17 protein-coding genes are annotated in these 18,129 nt (G+C 45.7%); 13 read left to right on the top strand and 4 right to left on the bottom strand.

Features of this window, described 5'->3' with window-relative positions; all coding sequences use genetic code 11:
* Nucleotides 1-27: 27 nt before the first annotated feature.
* Nucleotides 28-798 (bottom strand): DUF5672 family protein, encoded by a 771-nt coding sequence (locus BHV83_RS17735; RefSeq protein WP_005639919.1) that lies wholly within the window; start codon nt 796-798, stop codon nt 28-30.
* A 246-nt stretch (nt 799-1,044) separates the two neighbouring features.
* On the opposite strand from BHV83_RS17735, the gene BHV83_RS17730 reads away from it, so the two are divergent.
* Complete coding sequence (locus tag BHV83_RS17730; RefSeq protein WP_022321710.1) at nt 1,045-1,743, top strand: glycosyltransferase family 32 protein; 699 nt, start codon at nt 1,045-1,047, stop codon at nt 1,741-1,743.
* Between the two features lie 21 nt (nt 1,744-1,764).
* Nucleotides 1,765-3,054, top strand: a complete 1,290-nt coding sequence (locus BHV83_RS17725; protein ID WP_122205494.1) for a nucleotide sugar dehydrogenase — start codon at nt 1,765-1,767, stop codon at nt 3,052-3,054.
* A gap of 1 nt (nt 3,055) precedes the next feature.
* Here BHV83_RS17725 and BHV83_RS17720 read toward each other — a convergent pair whose 3' ends face one another.
* Nucleotides 3,056-3,691 (bottom strand): ribonuclease H1 domain-containing protein, encoded by a 636-nt coding sequence (locus BHV83_RS17720; RefSeq protein ID WP_005639927.1) that lies wholly within the window; start codon nt 3,689-3,691, stop codon nt 3,056-3,058.
* A gap of 279 nt (nt 3,692-3,970) precedes the next feature.
* Between BHV83_RS17720 and BHV83_RS17715 the strand changes: the two genes are divergently transcribed.
* From BHV83_RS17715 to BHV83_RS17675, 9 genes are all read left to right on the top strand, one after another.
* A complete protein-coding gene (locus tag BHV83_RS17715) occupies nt 3,971-4,492 on the top strand; it encodes a shikimate kinase (RefSeq protein ID WP_122205493.1) in 522 nt (173 codons plus the stop codon).
* 68 nt (nt 4,493-4,560) lie between these two features.
* Nucleotides 4,561-5,760 (top strand): alanine dehydrogenase, encoded by a 1,200-nt coding sequence (locus BHV83_RS17710; protein WP_286757833.1) that lies wholly within the window; start codon nt 4,561-4,563, stop codon nt 5,758-5,760.
* Between the two features lie 89 nt (nt 5,761-5,849).
* Nucleotides 5,850-7,706 carry a 2-oxoacid:acceptor oxidoreductase subunit alpha gene (locus BHV83_RS17705; RefSeq protein ID WP_122205492.1) on the top strand — a complete coding sequence of 619 codons (1,857 nt, stop codon included), beginning with the start codon at nt 5,850-5,852 and terminating at the stop codon, nt 7,704-7,706.
* 3 nt (nt 7,707-7,709) lie between these two features.
* Nucleotides 7,710-8,726 (top strand): 2-oxoacid:ferredoxin oxidoreductase subunit beta, encoded by a 1,017-nt coding sequence (locus BHV83_RS17700; RefSeq protein ID WP_005639939.1) that lies wholly within the window; start codon nt 7,710-7,712, stop codon nt 8,724-8,726.
* A 111-nt stretch (nt 8,727-8,837) separates the two neighbouring features.
* Nucleotides 8,838-9,131, top strand: a complete 294-nt coding sequence (locus BHV83_RS17695) for a nucleotidyltransferase family protein (RefSeq protein WP_181979628.1) — start codon at nt 8,838-8,840, stop codon at nt 9,129-9,131.
* Nucleotides 9,115-9,519: a HepT-like ribonuclease domain-containing protein gene (locus tag BHV83_RS17690; protein WP_119215396.1), complete on the top strand. Its 405-nt coding sequence runs from the start codon at nt 9,115-9,117 to the stop codon at nt 9,517-9,519. Before BHV83_RS17695 ends, BHV83_RS17690 begins: the two co-directional genes overlap by 17 nt.
* Nucleotides 9,520-9,764: 245 nt before the next feature.
* Entirely contained in the window at nt 9,765-11,321 is a 1,557-nt protein-coding gene (gene pckA / locus BHV83_RS17685) for a phosphoenolpyruvate carboxykinase (ATP) (protein WP_286757832.1), read from the top strand.
* A gap of 153 nt (nt 11,322-11,474) precedes the next feature.
* Nucleotides 11,475-12,581: a TlpA disulfide reductase family protein gene (locus BHV83_RS17680; protein WP_172676537.1), complete on the top strand. Its 1,107-nt coding sequence runs from the start codon at nt 11,475-11,477 to the stop codon at nt 12,579-12,581.
* A gap of 78 nt (nt 12,582-12,659) precedes the next feature.
* Entirely contained in the window at nt 12,660-14,198 is a 1,539-nt protein-coding gene (locus tag BHV83_RS17675; protein ID WP_122205491.1) for a YifB family Mg chelatase-like AAA ATPase, read from the top strand.
* 16 nt (nt 14,199-14,214) lie between these two features.
* Here the strand turns inward: BHV83_RS17675 and BHV83_RS17670 are convergent, their stop codons facing one another.
* The gene (locus BHV83_RS17670) at nt 14,215-14,442 is read right to left on the bottom strand and encodes a VapE domain-containing protein (protein WP_220445400.1); all 228 of its coding nucleotides are present in this window, start codon (nt 14,440-14,442) and stop codon (nt 14,215-14,217) included.
* Between the two features lie 211 nt (nt 14,443-14,653).
* Here BHV83_RS17670 and BHV83_RS17665 point away from each other — a divergent pair, with 211 nt between their 5' ends.
* On the top strand, nt 14,654-15,301 hold the full coding sequence (locus tag BHV83_RS17665; protein WP_005649862.1) for an HU family DNA-binding protein: 648 nt from the start codon (nt 14,654-14,656) through the stop codon (nt 15,299-15,301).
* A gap of 122 nt (nt 15,302-15,423) precedes the next feature.
* On the opposite strand, the gene BHV83_RS17660 is transcribed toward BHV83_RS17665, so the two are convergent.
* Nucleotides 15,424-16,272 carry an AraC family transcriptional regulator gene (locus tag BHV83_RS17660; protein ID WP_122205562.1) on the bottom strand — a complete coding sequence of 283 codons (849 nt, stop codon included), beginning with the start codon at nt 16,270-16,272 and terminating at the stop codon, nt 15,424-15,426.
* A 253-nt stretch (nt 16,273-16,525) separates the two neighbouring features.
* Between BHV83_RS17660 and BHV83_RS17655 the strand changes: the two genes are divergently transcribed.
* A partial coding sequence (locus BHV83_RS17655) for a DUF4493 domain-containing protein (RefSeq protein ID WP_286757831.1) occupies nt 16,526-18,129 on the top strand: 1,604 nt, incomplete at its 3' end.

The raw sequence follows: 18,129 nt of genomic DNA, 5'->3' as shown, positions 1-18,129 counted from the left end.
ATGATTTTGATGAACAGGTTGTTAATATTATTGGAAAGGAATAAAATCCATCCAGAATTTTTTCATCTTACGTTTATACCAAGAATGGCAACCGAAAGGTAATTGCCAGTTGTTTAATTTGTAGCAATAACTTGGATATTTGTCAAATGAAAAGCGAATCGCTTCTTTTACTTTGGGATATGTGAATCCGTTTGCTTCCGTTGCCCAAAAAACATCTTCATTGTAAAGATGATATCGCTTTTGTGCCAGATAGTGATCGATTCGTTCCTTTTGTTCACAAGTTACCCGATAATGACTGGCAACTTTTCTCAGAGATAGACCACCATTTCCGATTTTGCCGTACAGATCTTGCTTGGAGGGTTTTCCCTTGAATTTATGGTAAGAATGTATCAATTGCATGATTTCAGCAATGACGGGTAGTTTATAAACTGGACGTTGCAACCAGGGTGCACCAATATAGTCGTATCCTTTATTACACCATTCTTTCAATTCGTCTCGAAATACATAAGCGTCCAACTGATAGATCAAGATATAGGTACAATCTAAAAAACGTTCATAAAATTCTTTAGCTAGCATGAGCCGGTTATAACCACTGATCCCTTTGAAATAAAAATCTGCGAATGAGATAAATGACAATTTAGGAAATTCGGTCGCTAGTTCTGACAAGTCTAAATGGTTTGGTTTGATTACGACTAAAGGATGCATTTGTAATATTTTGTATACTTGTAATAAAGATTTTCTTTCTTGTTGGGACAAAGAGGCTTGGTAAATAGGTATAACAACTTTTACTAAATTCATATGAACCTTTCTTGTTTATGTTTAATATAAATAACATATATACAAAGATATGCATATTTTACAAAACAGAATGAGGAAAATGTTTTATTATAATTTATTATATATCTGCTATATGATAGTTGTGAGAAATATTGTAATTTTGTAATATACATTCGATGCATTGATGTATAGTTTCTTATGGATGATTTGGATTCTTTATGTACGATGTGTTGATGATTTTGTGTGGATTATTTTTGAAAAAAGTTTATGATTCCAAAGATTATTCATTTATGTTGGTTCAGTGAAGAATCTTTTCCTGTTGAAATAAAAATTTGTTTGGCAAGTTGGAAACGTATATTGCCGGATTATACGATAAGGTTATGGACATATGCAGATGCATTGGCAATAGGTTGTGATTATGTCTCGGAGGCTCTGTCTGTTAAAAAATGGGCTTTTGCAGCAGATGTTATCCGTTTTTATGCGATCTATAAAGAAGGCGGAATTTACATGGACAGTGATATGCTTCTTAAAAAACGTTTTGATGAATTTATCCCGGAGCATGGTTTTGCAACTTTCAACGAATGTTGGGGAACAGTCCTTTTACAAGCTGCTTTTTTGATAGGTGAGCAGGGTAATTCTTTTTGCGAAGAAGTCTTTAGTTATTATAAGCAGCGTCATTTTTTATTGCCCGATGGTTCTTTCGACATGTTGATCTCTCCCAAAATAATGGTGATGGTTGCTGAAAAAAGAGGATATAAAAGGGAAGATATTGAACAACATTTAGGAGAAGATGTCGTTATTTATCCAGGATGTTATGTTTCTCCCTGTAAGAAAATTCAGTATCCCGAGGCTTTTGCTTGTCATCAAGTGTATGGGAGCTGGCGGAAACATCGTTTTGGCAGAAAAGTGGAACGTTTTCTGAAACATGCGTACCTCGTGATTCGTTTTGCGTTATTTAAACGATAAGTATAGAAGATTGAATAATTAATGGAAAATATAAAACTTGCCGTTATCGGCCTCGGATATGTCGGTTTGCCGTTGGCACGGTTGTTTGCGACGCGTTATCCTGTGATCGGGTATGATGTGAAGCGGGAGCGGGTAGCAGCCTTGATGGAAGGGCGGGACGCGACGCAGGAAGTATCGGATGAATTGTTGAGGTCCGTGCTACTGCCCCGGTTGCCGGAGGAAGGTGAGGCGGGATTGTTTTGTACGTCCGATGCGGAACAGCTCCGCGGATGTAATTATTACATTGTGGCGGTCCCTACGCCGGTCGACTTGCATCATAGCCCTGACCTGACACCTCTTTATTCGGCCAGTGAAACGGTAGGGAAGGTCTTGGGCAGAGGCGATATCGTGATCTATGAATCGACAGTCTGTCCCGGTATAACGGAAGACGAATGTGTTCCCATTCTGAAGAGAACGTCCGGATTGGTTTTTAACCGCGATTTCTTTGCCGGATATTCGCCGGAGCGTATTAATCCGGGAGACAAGGAACATACGGTGGAGAAGATTATGAAAGTGACATCCGGTTCCACTCCCGAAGCCGCAGAGAAGGTCGATGCCCTATACCGATCGGTTATCCAGGCTGGAACCTTTCCGGTATCCAGTATCAAAGTGGCGGAGGCAGCCAAAGTGATCGAAAACTCCCAGCGTGATATCAATATCGCTTTTATGAACGAACTGTCGAAGATTTTCCATCTGATCGGTATCGATACGAACGAAGTGCTGGCGGCAGCTGGGACGAAATGGAACTTCCTGCCTTTCAAGCCCGGTCTGGTCGGAGGGCATTGCATAGGGGTTGATCCTTACTACTTGATCCGTAAAGCTGAGGATTACGGTTTCCATCCGGGACTGATCCTGTACGGACGTCGTATCAACGATACGATGGGCGAATATATTGCCGGTCGCGTCGTGAAGTGCATGATCAAAAAAGATGTTCCGGTGCGGAATGCGGAAGCACTGGTTTTAGGCTTTACCTTCAAGGAAAACTGTCCCGATGTGCGTAACTCCAAAGTCGGTGATGTCGTTCGTTATCTCGGTGATTACGGTATCAACGTGACGATCTATGATCCTTGGGCACGTCCGGATGACGTCCGGCGCGAATATGGCTTGAATGTCCTGTCCGCTTTGCCGGACAAGAAGTTCGACGTTGTCGTCTTGGCGGTCGCCCATACCGATTTCCTGTCACTGGACATTCCGGAGCTGGTAAAGGAGCACAGCGTGGTATATGATGTGAAAGGCTGTCTGAATCCGGCTTGGGTAGATGATCGTCTGTGAGTTATTTCCGTCCGAAGTCTGCCGGGATCTCTCCCCATTCCGAAGTTTCCCATTTTAGGATAGGAGTGGTATAGGTATTGGTTTTGAGCCACTTTTCAGCTCGTTCGATCATATCGAAGATCGGTTCGTTCTCTGGTACGCGCTCTAAGAGTGTCTTGCATTTCTTCTTTTTTACCCAACCGATGGCGTTCCGACTGTCCGAATAGATCGGAAGGCTGCTTCCTTTCTGTTTCAGTAGGGCAAGTCCGTGTACCAAAGCCAAGAATTCACCTATGTTGTTCGTCCCTTTTTTTAACGGCCCGATCCGGAAGATCTCTTGCATGGTCGGCGGATAGACGCCTCGGTATTCCATGTCTCCCGGATTCCCGCTACAAGCAGCATCCACACAAAGGCTTTCCCAGATCGGTTTCCCGACCGGAGCTTTTGGAGTCAGGCCTGCAGCCGCTTTGGAGGAAGACGCTGTTTTCAGATAATGCTCGTATCCTTTTTCAAAGGCTTTCGTTGCCTCCTCTTTGGTTTCGAACGATTTATATTTTGCTCCGTCCTGTCCGTCCACCTGCGCTTTGCATTCGCCCCAGTTGTCATATACGCCCGGAGTGATACCTTTCCATACTACATAATATTTGTTTTTTGCCATTGTTCTCTGTTTAATAAGTCCTTGTCCGACTTCTCCTTCTTCCGGTAGGAAATCGATTCTATCCTTTGGGAAAATGCCTTCGGCTTGCCGGATAAGTTTGTTTTTTCGGCATCTAATCGCTTACCGACAATTATCAGCAAACCTGTCGACAATTACCGACAGGCAAATCGTTGGGCATGGAATCGAAGAAGTATGAGGTCAAAGATAAAAATTTATCCGGCACAAAACAGAACTTCTTAACGGAAAAAGTTTACATTTGCAGGAAACAATCATATAGATATGAAGCGTATATTTCTGATTGGATATATGGGAGCCGGAAAAACCACTGTGGGAAAAGTGCTGTCCCGGCAGTTGGAACTCTCGTTTATCGATCTGGACCACTATATAGAAGGTCGCTACCATAAGACCGTCGGGCAGCTTTTTGCCGAGAAAGGGGAAGATGCGTTCCGGGATATCGAGCGAAGGATGCTCCGCGAAGTCGCCGCTTTTGAAGATGTCCTGGTATCGACCGGAGGCGGTGCTCCTTGTTTTTTCGATAATATGGAGTTTATGAATGGGGCCGGACAGACCGTTTACCTGAAAGTCTCGGTAGAGGAACTGGCGAAGCGTTTGGAGCTCTGCAAATCGACCCGCCCGATACTGGAGGGTCGTTCGGGTGACGAATTGAGAGCCTTTATTGCCGAAAGTCTGAAAAAAAGGGAACCTTTCTATTCGAAAGCGTCGATTGTGTTCGATGCGGAAGAGATGATGACCGATCAGGATGTATATAAGATATCACAAGAACTGGCAACACGATTATAGAGTTGAGAGTTGAAAGTGAAAACTGGCACAACCTTAACTTTCAACTCTCAACTCTCAACTATTAAATTATGGATAGACAAGGGCAGGGGGCTTATATCCCGCAGGAGCTATTAAAAGAACTCAGTAAGGCGAGTAATCGCTTACTGATAGGTATACCCTGTGAACGGGTAGAAGGAGAGTGCCGTCTGGCTCTGACTCCCGAAGCGGTCGACATGCTGACCGACCGTGGGCATCGCGTTCTGGTGGAAGCCGGGGCGGGCCTGGGGATCAATTACTCCGATAACCATTATTCGGAAGCGGGAGCCGAGATTGTGGCGACTCCGGCCGAGGTGTATCAGGCGGACATCATCCTGAAAATCCTGCCGCCGCTGACTGCCGAGGTGATGATGATGAAGCCGCGTACTACGCTGTTTTCAACCGTCCAGTTCAATACCTTTTCGCATGAAGCCTTCGAACTGATGATGGCTAAACGGATTACAGCTGTCGCCTATGAACTGTTGGCTGATGACAAACAGCGTTGTCCGGTCCTGAATGTGATCTCTGGGATAGAAGGAACAGCCTCTATCACGATCGCTTCCGAGTTGTTGAGCAATACGCAGGGCGGAAAAGGGATCTTGTTAGGAGGCATACCGGGCGTTTCACCGACCGAGGTCGTGATTATTGGAGCCGGTAATGCCGGGACTGTCGCCACCCGTGCCGCTATGGCACTGGGTGCTTCCGTGAAGGTGTTCGACGACGATATAAACAAGCTTCGGACTATCCAGCAGGTATTGGGGCAAGGCTTGTTCACTTCCACCTTCCATCCGAATGTGCTGCAAAACGCTTTCCGTAGTGCCGACGTGGTGATCGGGGCGATGCGTTACATCAATACGCGTCACCGGTATATCATCGCCGAAGATATGATCCGTATCATGAAACGCGGTGCATTAGTTATTGACCTCAGGATCAATCAGGGAGGTTGTTTTGAGACGACCTGTTGCCTCTGTCCTTCCGATCCGGCTGTTTTCGAACAGTACGGCGTACTGCACTATTGCCGGCAGAACATCAGTAACCGTGTGGCGCGTACCACTTCGATGGCACTGAGCAATATCTTCGTCCCGATGCTTTTCCTGCTGGGCGATGCCGGTGCCGTGCAGGGGATGATCAAGAGCGACCCGGGATTCAAGAACGGAGTCTACATGTATTGCGGTAAGCCTGTTAACAGCTACGTTTCCAATCGATTCGGTTTATCATCGAATAATATCGATCTATACCTCTCTGCGTTTTAACCCATAAAAGTTTTGAACTCGCAAAGTTTATTCTTTACTTTGCGATGATCTTAAATATCAACAAGCGATTAAGCTAATATAAGTATATTATGGCAGAACAGACAAAAGTAACAACTCTGGAAAAGGTTGTCATCCGTTTTTCGGGCGATTCCGGTGACGGTATGCAGCTGACCGGAACAATCTTTTCCAATCTGTCGGCTATTTTTGGGAATGAAATCTCTACATTCCCCGATTATCCGGCAGAAGTGCGTGCTCCTCAAGGAACACTTAGTGGTGTATCAGGTTTCCAGGTTCATCTGGGATCCCGTAAAATTTTTACTCCCGGCGATAAGGCGGACGTGCTGGTCGCAATGAACCCCGCTGCGCTGAAAGTGAATGTGAAAAACCTGAAACCCAATGCGATCGTTTTGATCGATACGGATTCGTTCCAGAAGAGTGACTTGGACAAGGCGCAATTCACGACAGACGATCCGTTCCGGGAACTCGGGCTTGGCGGAGTGCAGGTCGTGGCGGCTCCTATCTCGACAATGGTGAAAGACGGCCTGGCTGAATTCGGCCTGGATAACAAGTCTGCGCTCCGTTGTAAGAATATGTTCGCACTGGGGTTGGTTTGTTGGCTGTTCGAACGTCCGCTGGATGAAGCGATGCATATGTTGCAGAACAAGTTCGCCAAAAAGCCAGCTATCGCACAGGCCAATATCAAGGCGCTGACAGACGGTTACAACTACGGACACAATATCCATGTTTCAGTCTCCACTTACCGCATCGAAAGTAAGAAGGCTGCACCAGGTTTTTATACTGACGTGAACGGTAATAAGGCCACGTCCTACGGGTTGATCGCTGCTGCGGAGAAGGCCGGCTTACGGTTGTTCCTCGGAAGCTACCCGATCACTCCGGCCACCGATATCTTGCATGAGTTGTCAAAGCATAAGGAACTTGGTGTCATCACTGTTCAGGCGGAAGATGAAATTGCCGGTATCTGTACTTCCATCGGAGCCAGCTTTGCCGGTTGCTTGGCTGCGACTTCCACATCCGGTCCTGGTCTGGCGTTGAAGAGCGAAGCGATCGGTTTGGCCGTGATCGCTGAACTGCCGCTGGTTGTTATTGATGTGCAGCGTGGTGGTCCTTCTACGGGTATGCCGACCAAGAGCGAACAAACCGACTTGATGCAGGCGCTTTACGGACGTAATGGTGAGAGTCCGGCTGTCGTGATTGCTGCTTCGACTCCGACAGACTGTTTCGATGCTGCTTACTGGGCAGGAAAGTTGGCCCTCGAACATATGACTCCTGTCATCTTGTTGACGGATGCCTTCATCGCCAACGGTTCTTCCGCATGGAAGCTGCCGAACTTGGCTGAATATCCGGAAATCAAACCGAATTATGTCTCCAACTACGATGCGCGTGAAAAAGTATGGAAAGCGTATCGCCGCGACAAGGAAAGCCTGGTTCGCTATTGGGCTATTCCGGGAACCGAGGGCTTTGCCCATCGTCTGGGCGGTCTTGAAAAAGACTATGAAACAAGCGCTATCTCGACAGACCCCGTCAACCACCAGAAGATGGTTACCACCCGCCAGGCCAAGATTGACAAGATTGCCGATTATATTCCCGAACTGGAAGTGATCGGAGACCCCGATGCAGACCTGCTGATCGTCGGATGGGGTGGAACATACGGACACCTCTACGAAGCAATGGAAACTATGCAGGAGCAGGGAAAGAAGGTTGCTCTGGCTCACTTCAAGTTCATCAGTCCGCTGCCTAAGAACACGGCTGAAGTGCTGAGCAAATACAAGAAGGTGGTCGTTGCCGAACAGAACAACGGGCAGTTTGCCAACTACCTGCGTGGTAAAGTGACGGGATTCAATCCGTACCGTTTCAACCGCGTAAAGGGACAACCTTTTGTCGTAGCGAGATTAGTTGAGGAATTCACGAAAATATTGGAGGCTTAAAAGATGGCAACTGAAGAAGTAAAATTTCAACCGAAAGATTATAAGAGCGATCAGTATGTACGCTGGTGTCCGGGTTGTGGAGACCATGCCGTGTTGAACTGCTTGCACAAAGCAATGGCCGAAGTAGGAGTGGCTCCTCATAATATGGCTGTTATCTCTGGTATCGGATGTTCTTCCCGTTTACCTTATTATATGAACACATACGGTTTCCATACGATTCATGGTCGTGGTGCTGCTATCGCTACCGGCGTGAAGACGGCTCGTCCGGACTTGAGCGTCTGGTTGATTACAGGTGACGGCGACTGTCTGGCCATCGGTGGTAACCATTTTATTCATGCTGTCCGCCGCAATGTGGACCTGAATATCGTATTGTTCAACAACAAGATATACGGCCTGACGAAGGGACAGTATTCTCCGACTTCCGACCGTGGTTTCGTTTCCAAGAGCTCTCCTTACGGGACGGTCGAAGATCCGTTTATTCCGGCTGAACTGGCTTTGGGTGCCCGTGGTAATTTCTTTGCCCGTGTGATCGATGTGGATCTGAAGAATACGACCGAAGTGTTGGCTGCTTCTGCCCGCCATAAAGGTGCTTCCGTGACTGAAGTGCTGGTGAACTGTGTGATCTTTAACGACGGTATCCATAAAAAGATTGTCGATAAGGAATTTCGTGCCGACCGTACGATTTTCTTGCGCCATGGCGAAAAGATGTTGTTCGGCAAAGACAATGAAAAGGGTATCGTGTTGGAAGGCCTGAAACTTAAAGCCGTAACGATCGGTCAGGATGGTTATACGCTGGATGATGTTTTGGTACATGATGCACATGAAAAGGATAACACCCTGCACATGATGCTTGCCATGATGAGCGGGGATATGCCAGTCGCTCTCGGTGTGATCCGCGATGTGGATGCTCCGACCTACGACGAAGCCGTACACCAACAGATCGAAGAAGTCCAGGCCAAGAATCCGATCCGTAACCTGCAGGATTATCTGATGAGCGGAGAAATCTGGGAAGTAAAGTAAGGCGGTAAGCCGATCTGTGATAAGAAAAGCTGTAAACCTTGAAAAAAGATACAAGGGTTTACAGCTTTTCTTATTTATATTTCTATCTTTGTGAAACAAAAGGATATAGCAATGAAGACAACAGCCGAAATCATAGAAATCCTGAGAGATTACAAAGCCCGTTCCGCCGAAAAATACGGAATCGAAACATTGGGCCTTTTCGGTAGCGTGGCTCGTGGTGAACAGAATGAGAAGAGTGACATCGATGTTTTTATTAAGTTGAGAAAAACAAGTTATTACACATTGATGGATATAAAAGATGATTTAGAACAAGTTTTCAGGCAAAAAGTCGATTTAATAACCTTGCATAAAACAATGCGTGCTTTGTTTCGGCGTAAAATAGAACAGGATGCAATTTATCTTTAAGGATCAAATAACAGATAAGCTTCTTTTTGTTATACAAAGAGTTGAATTGGCATTGAAACGAACTTCCGATGTTGCAGACTGCGATGATTTGCTTCGTACTCCGGAGGGTGTCGATTTATTTGATGCAACTTGCATGAGAATACAGACTATCGGTGAGACATTGAAACAAATAGATACTGAAACAAAGGAGAAGTTGCTGGTATATTATCCGGGAATTCCCTGGCGCAAGATTTTTGCCATGCAAAATATTATTTCTCATGAATATTTGTCTGTTGACCCGGAGATTATAACCGATATCGTTAAACATAATTTATCCCCTCTGCTTGTCGTTCTTTACCGCATCCAGGATGACTTAAATGCCGGGAAACACGATGCTATTTTTGGATAAAAGTAGCTGATTTGTAAACTCTATGTTACAAAATGGTAGGGTTTGATGTTAATGGCATGGAAAAGAATAATTATTACTGAAAAATTTCCTTAATTCGATATGTACTATGAAAATTTGTATTACTTTTGTACCGCGATTAACAAGGCGAGGGAACAGCAAGTAAAAACAAAGATGATTTGCCTTGTGTTTTAACATTGAGTAGAGAGAAAAGTTATATAAAGTCAATCAATTAAATTAATTTCAAGATGGCTACATTAGATTTAAGCAAGTACGGAATTAAAGATGTGAAGGAAGTTCTTCACAATCCGTCTTACGATGTTCTGTTCGCAGAAGAAACAAAACCGGGTTTGGAAGGCTTTGAAAAAGGTCAGGTAACTGAACTGGGTGCTGTAAACGTGATGACAGGTGTTTACACAGGTCGTTCTCCTAAAGATAAATTTTTCGTAAAGAACGAAGCCAGCGAAGATTCAGTATGGTGGACTTCTGAAGAATATAAAAACGATAACAAGCCTTGTTCTGAAGAAGCTTGGGCTGATCTGAAAGCTAAAGCTGTAAAAGAATTGTCTGGCAAACGTCTGTTCGTTGTCGATACTTTCTGCGGTGCTAACGAAGCAACTCGTATGAAAGTTCGTTTCATCATGGAAGTAGCATGGCAGGCACACTTCGTAACTAACATGTTTATCCGCCCGACAGCAGAAGAGCTGGCTAACTACGGAGAACCTGATTTCGTATGTTTCAACGCTTCTAAAGCAAAAGTTGACAACTACAAAGAATTAGGCTTGAACTCTGAAACTGCTACAGTTTTCAACCTGAAGACGAAAGAACAGGTGATCTTGAACACTTGGTACGGTGGTGAAATGAAGAAGGGTATGTTCTCTATCATGAACTACATGAACCCGTTGCGTGGTATCGCTTCTATGCATCTGTCTGGTACAGGTAAGACAACTTTGTCTACTGACCCGAAACGTCTGTTGATCGGTGATGACGAACACGGATGGGATAACGAAGGTGTATTCAACTATGAAGGTGGTTGCTACGCTAAGGTTATCAACCTGGATAAAGAAAGCGAACCGGATATCTACAACGCTATCAAACGTGACGCTCTTCTTGAAAACGTTACAGTTGCAGCTGACGGTACAATCGACTTCGCTGATAAGAGCGTAACAGAAAACACACGTGTTTCTTACCCGATCTATCACATCGAAAACATCGTTAAGCCGGTTTCTAAAGGCCCGCACGCAAAACAGGTTATCTTCCTGTCTGCCGATGCATTCGGCGTATTGCCTCCGGTATCTATCCTGAACCCGGAACAGACTCAGTATTACTTCCTGTCTGGTTTTACAGCTAAATTGGCTGGTACAGAACGTGGTATCACTGAACCGACTCCGACATTCTCTGCTTGTTTCGGTGCTGCTTTCTTGTCACTGCACCCGACAAAATACGGCGAAGAATTGGTTAAGAAAATGGAAATGACCGGTGCTAAGGCTTATTTGGTCAACACAGGTTGGAACGGTACTGGTAAACGTATCTCTATCAAGGATACAAGAGGTATCATCGATGCTATCCTGGACGGTTCTATCGACAAAGCTCCGACAAAGGTTATCCCGTACTTCGATTTCGTTGTACCGACAGAATTGCCGGGTGTTGATCCGAATATCCTGGATCCGCGCGATACTTATGCTGACGCTGCACAGTGGGACGAAAAAGCAAAAGATCTGGCTGGCCGTTTCATTAAGAACTTCGCTAAGTTCACTGGCAACGAAGCTGGTAAGAAGCTGGTTGCTGCTGGTCCGAAATTGTAATAACATACATAATGACTCTATAAAAGCGCAGGACTTCGGTTCTGCGCTTTTTTTATATATATACATTAATTTTATCATAAATGTTAGGATATTTTAAAATCTATTCCTACCTTTACCCCAAATTATCTGTTAATGTGGGATGTGAGGTATAACATGATTAGACGTTTATTACTGGTCGTTGGGATTATCGTTTCTTTGTCATCGTGTGGCGGAGATATTGCTTACCGGATAGAAGGAAAACTAACCAATCTGGAGGATCAGACCTTATATGCCGTTTTCGAAAATGAAGATATAAAGGTTGTAGATACCGTAACTTGCGGGAAGCCGGGGGAATTTTTGATCGAAAAGAAACAGGGGGATTTCCGGGAAGTGACGATTTTCTTTGCTGATAAAATGCATTGGGTTACGGCTTATCTGGAAAAGGGAGAGAAGGTGACGATCACCGGAGACGCTGATTATCCCGCCATGTTACGTGTCAAAGGAGGGCGGATCAATGACCGTCTTTCCGCGATAAGAAAAGAAATGGCTCCTTTATTGAAGGAGCAGGCCGACTTGATCCGTCAACTGAATAAGAAGAACAGGGAAAACCTCAACAGCTCGATCGAGGAAGCGGATATGGCTTCGCGCCTGGCGAATGTAAACCATCTGTTGAGCGAGGAAGCTGCTGCCGCCATCAAGAAATATCCGGATGAAGAAGCTTCCGTCGTATTGATACAGCATTATTTTAACCATCCTGACGATACCCGGCAAATGGACGAATTGTTGGCTGTGCTGAATCCGAAACTGAACGACTTTTATCTGGTGCGGAAGTTGCAGGAATACAGCACGCGGGCAAAAAGGACTGCTTTAGGCGCCGAAGCACCCGGTTTCAATGTGAAGAATATTTACGGGACTCCTGTCAGTCTGGATTCTTTTCCGAAGAAATATTTACTGCTTGCGTTTACGGCTCCTTGGTGTGATATGTGCCAGACGGAAGACCTCTATCTGGATGAAGTGGCAATGAAATATCCGAAAGAAAAGGTGGATATGTTGCTGGTCAGTCTGGATGACGATCAAGCCGAAGTGCGGAAAGTCCTTGCAAAGGATAGCATCGGCTGGAACTTGGTTACCGATTCCGCCGGACAGGCAGCCATGTTGGTTGATCTGTATAACGTAAGCGCCTTGCCCCGCTGTTTCCTGATCGATGAAGAAGGGAAGATCATCTTGAAAACGGACAATGGGGTCGAGATAAAGCAGACGTTGGAAAAGTTGATGGAGTAGGAATTTATGATTTATGCAATGTTGCTATCCATAAATCATAAATCCAGACCCATAAATTTAAATCATAAATCTTTAACTATGTTAGTCAAATCTTACGCTGCCGCCGTGCAAGGCATATCGGCAACGGTCATTACGATCGAAGTAAATTGCACGAAAGGTATCCAATTCTTTTTGGTAGGGTTGCCCGATGTGGCTGTCCGTGAAAGCCATGAACGCATTATCTCTGCTCTTCAGGTGAGTGGCTACAAGTTTCCCCGTAACCGCATTGTGATCAATATGGCGCCTGCCGATATCCGGAAGGAAGGTTCGTCGTATGATTTGCCGCTTGCGATCGGCATCCTGGCTGCAGCCGAAGAGCTGGATGCTTCCCGGCTAGGCCACTACATGATGATGGGAGAGCTTTCATTGGACGGCAGCTTGAAGCCGGTAAAGGGAATTCTGCCGATTGCGATCAAGGCGCGTGAAGAGGGATTCAAAGGTTTTATCGTTCCCAAGCAGAATGCCCGTGAGGCCGCTGTCGTCAATGACCTGGATGTGTATGGCGTTTCGACCATCAAAGAAGTGATCGAGTTCATTGCAGGAAGACGGGATTTGGAGCCGACGGTTGTCAATACCCGTGAAGAATTTTATGCCCGGCAACTTCAGTTTGAAGCGGATTTCTCGGATGTACGCGGACAGGAGAATGTGAAGCGTGCGCTGGAAGTAGCCGCCGCCGGAAGCCACAACCTGATCCTGATCGGTCCGCCGGGGAGTGGCAAATCGATGCTCGCCAAACGTCTCCCTTCCATCTTGCCACCTTTTACCTTGCAGGAGTCGCTCGAGACCACCAAGATACATTCGGTCGCCGGCAAGATCGGGCTGGACACTTCCCTGATGACGCAACGTCCGTTCCGTTCGCCCCATCACACGATTTCGAATGTGGCGATGGTCGGTGGAGGCGCTTTCCCGCAGCCGGGAGAGATCAGCTTGGCACATAACGGAATCTTGTTCTTGGATGAATTGCCCGAATTTAACCGGAGCGTGCTCGAGGTCATGCGCCAACCATTGGAAGACCGGACGATAACGGTCTCTCGTGCCCGCTTATCTGTTGATTATCCGGCCAACTTCATGTTGGTCGCTTCCATGAATCCTTGTCCTTGCGGATATTATAATCACCCCGATCGCCCTTGTCTCTGTTCTCCGGGTGCTGTCCAGAAATACATGAATCGTGTTTCCGGCCCTTTGCTCGACCGGATCGATATACAGGTAGAAGTCGTGCCGGTCCCTTTCGAGAAGATATCCGACGGACGCCTTTCCGAATGTAGCGAAGCGATACGCGAGCGCGTGATGAAAGCCCGCGCTATCCAGGAAAAACGCTTTGCCGCGCATGAGGGTATTTACAGCAATGCCCAGATGACCTCCAAACTGCTTCATGAATACGCCGTGCCTGATGCTGCCGGCCTGTCTTTACTGAAGGTCGCCATGCAGCGCCTCAATCTTTCCGCCCGCGCCTACGACCGCATCCTGAAAGTCTCCCGTACGATCGCCGACCTGGAAGCCTCTCCGAATATCGAGGCATGCCATCTGGCGGAAGCCATACAATACCGGAGCCTGGACCGGGAAACATGGGGGACGTAAGCCGGTTTCATTTATTTTAAAATTGGAGATCGGAAAAAGCATTAGGAGAAAATAAAATGAATGCCTCTGGCGTGAACCAATATCTTTCGCCTGCCCGGAGCGCGGCGACCGCCTGTGCGTATAGCTGTCCGTATTCGACAGAACGGTCTGGACGGATGTTCCCGTTTATCTCGATGCAGACGAAACGGCGGCTACCGGTCGGATCAGCCAGCAAGTCCCAGTTGTTGCGTTTTTTATTTAGGATAAAAGTACCGCCTCATTCGTGTTTATCCTATTATTATTTGTATCTTTACTGCCATGTTATTGACTATTCGACCTAGGGCGAAAAGCCTTTCGACTTAGGTCGAATACCTTTTCCACCTTGGGCAAAAACCTTTTCGACCTTCGTCAAAAACATACAAAGAAGGCAGGAAAGCGATAAAGTCTTATTATTCACCATTTAATCTATTACTAATATGACAGCACGTTACAGAATGGAGCGTAACCCGGATTCCGGGAAGAACGGCAATAAAATGCCTCTTCACCCAAGATTGATCCCCTATGAGACCGTCAGCATTAAAAAGTTGATGAAATATGCCAAATCCCGCTCCACCTATTCGGAAGCCGACATTGCCGGCGCCTTGCAGCTGATCACCGACTTGGTGACGGAACGCTTGCGCGAAGGCGATAACGTGGAGATCGAGGGCCTCGGCTTCTTCAGCGTCTCGCTCCAATCTCGCGCGGTGATGTCTAAAACGGAACTGAGGAGCGAATCTGTCCGTTTCAAGAACGTCAATTTCCGATGCTGCCAGCAGTTGAAGAAGGCCTTGAAGACGATGCCGCTCACGCGTATGAAAAGTTCAGGTCACTGTGCACCCGGTATGGCGGACCGGGAGGAACTTCTTTACCGCTATTTGGACGAGAACTCTTATATCACCGTCCGTTCCTACCGTTATCTTATCGGGCTGTCTGACTACAGTGCGCGCAAGGATTTGGCCGCATTGGTCGCTTCCGGCCGTCTGGTGAAGGGAGGCAGCCGTTTGTTTGCCATCTATACCCTTCCGAAAGAGGAAGACACGGGCATCCCTCAACCTTTGGTGGTCGATTCGAACTTGCCTGGATGAAGGCCGGATACCGGGGTTGAAGGCAATCCGGGCGGGAGCCTTCACCTGTTGAGGCTTGTTGCAAGGCGGGTTGTACAGGGTGGGTGAAGCTGAAATGACCCAGCGGCCCGGAACTTTTGTTTTTAGCTGTTCCGGTATTCCAACGGCCCCATCCCCACATGCCGCTTGAAATATTTGCCGAAGAAAGACATATTCGTGAAATTCAGCGAATAGGCGATGTCGTGGATCGATAGGTCGGTCGATTTCAACTGTGCCTTTGCATCCATGATCACCATAGAGGTGATGATCTCGACACAAGTCTTGTCGGTCGTCTGCTTGACAATCGTACTGAGATGCGCCGGAGTTATGCCGAGTTTCTTGGCATACCACGCAACGGAACGTTGCGTGGTATAGTTCTGCATAACCAGATGATTGAAGTTTTTGCTTATTTGTTCTGCTTTGGAGAGATTCGTTTTGCTTTCCACTTTATCTTTATACATGGCACTGACTCCCATGAATACACCCGACAATAGATGATTCAAAATATGTTTGTTTAAAGCAGGCTTGCAGGTATTATATGTTTTAAGCAGAAGCGAGAAGTAATCTTCCAGCAGTTCGACAGGTTTTTCTTTCAATTCTATGATTGGGGTATCTTTGGCCGCGTAGTGCATGTCTACTGCCATTTTGTTAAGGTTCGATTGACTGATAAAATTTGAAGAAAATCCCATGAAGTAGATTTCCAAATCTCCTTCTACCCGATATATTTGCAAAATTGTCCCCGGTTGTATGGTGATAAAGCTTCCTGGCCTGACTTTGTAGCGCGTCAAGTCGATGGATGCCTCCAGATCTCCTTGCAAGCAAAGCACGAATATTTCGGCTTTCAGCCGGCATGGATAATTGGCATAGAGGTTCAGCAAGCCGATTTCGCTTTTCGTCAACTTTCCGATTATCCAGTCTTCGGGCAGGTCTATTTTGGGGATGTCATTATCTATATACATATTAGAATAAAAGATACGACAAAGATACGAAATCTTGTTTATATGTAAAGCTTATTATGAAAAATCGGACAGTTATGTGTTTGTGGATATATCATTTGTGTATCATAAATAGGAAATTAAAGAGGTGGCCTTAAATGCAAATCAAAAAAAACGGACAGCGAATAATATAAATTGACCTTGTAAGGCTTGAAGAATCGGGGTTACTTTGCGACCTTGAAAATGGAATGTTAAACGGAATAGAATCTGGATGGAGAAGAAACGTTTCTTGGAAGGAGATAACAAGCGCTTTTGTGTGGTAAGCCGCCTGTTGTGCTTTTTTTGTTTGTTTATTGGGATTTATGCTTGCCAAGTCGATGAAGATGGGGTAGTCAATAAAGGTACTCTTGCTTTTCGGATGAATGTGGACACGGCGTTGGTGGGTGTATCGACAAAAGCTTCTGACTTGGCGGACTTTAAGGATGTGAATAGCTATGCTGTGACGATCGCGCAGGATTCGGGTGTTGTGGCCGAATATTCCCGCTTCGACAAGATGCCAGCCGAACTTGAGCTGGGAGCCGGAGCATATACGATTCAGGTGTCAAAAGGAACAGAAACGGCAGCCGCTTTCGATGCACCTTACTTTTCCGGGAAAAAGGAATTTACGATTGTCAAGGATATGACTACACCGGTGGAGGTAACTGCCGCAATGGCGAACAGCCGGGTGACGATCGACTATTCGGATGATTTTCTGCAAACATATAAAGATTATACCTTGTCGTTGAAGACGAACAAGATGGAATTGCCTTTGGTGTATGAAAAAGGCGAATCCCGTCCGATGTATTTTCTGTCGGATGCTTCCGGCACGAAGCTGGAAATTGCGATGGAACTGGTCAATGTCTATGGAAAGACTGTCAATTATACGGCGACAACAACTATCAAGCCCAAGCAATGGGCGAAGCTGACCGTCCGTACGGATGAAAAAGGGGTGAACGGGATTGCTATCGATGTGACATTAAACGATGAAACAAAGGAAACGATCTATGTGAATATCGGAATTCCGGATTTCATGGAGAAGTTGAAGGGGGCGCCGTATATTGTGTGCGATTTGTTTAAGTGGGAAGATACGAATGTAAGTATGGAGGAACCTACAGAATATGCTAAAGATACAAAGGCGGCTAAAGTAGTGATTACTTCCGGAGGAAAGATTAATCAGGTATTGTTGACGATTAAAGATGGAAGTTCGACTTTGATTAATCAGTATGATTTGGCAAATCTGACAGAAGATCAGATTAAGGATTTGGCGGATAATTACGGCTTTAGTGCACCAGAGAAAATGAAAGGTGAAATGCAGGCAGAATTTGATTTGAAATCGGTTATTGCTTCTTTATTAGGTAAATCGGAAGACTCGTATTATGAGTTATCATTGACGGTTGTAGATGCTTTGCCAACTCCGAATAGGACTTCTAAATCGGTTAGAATAACTGTACCGGCTGCTGCTAAGCCTAAGGTTAGTTGGGGAATGTTCCCGAATAATAAAACTTTTGAACAAGGTACTTTGGAAATAAAATTGATTACTCCTCTTTCTGACGTACCTGTAGATATTGAGGCTCTTGCCGGAATAAAGGATGTAGCAATATCTATAGTTGGAATAGGGGTAGAAGAGCAGGATGTCTTCACATTAGATATTCCAGGAATTGCGATAGCAGAAAGTTCTGCAAGTAGAGTTAAGATGAAATATAGCGTAGATGATTGGTTTAATAAATTGTCGTGTGGCGATAATGGAACAGCTAAAACATATATGGTAAAATATAAAATTACTGATAAATTGGATAGAGTTGTTGAAGACTCTCGTTCGTTTACGGTTACACCTCC

It is taken from the genome of Parabacteroides sp. merdae-related_45_40, from assembly GCF_001915675.1.
This window is presented reverse-complemented; position numbering and strand designations above follow the sequence as displayed.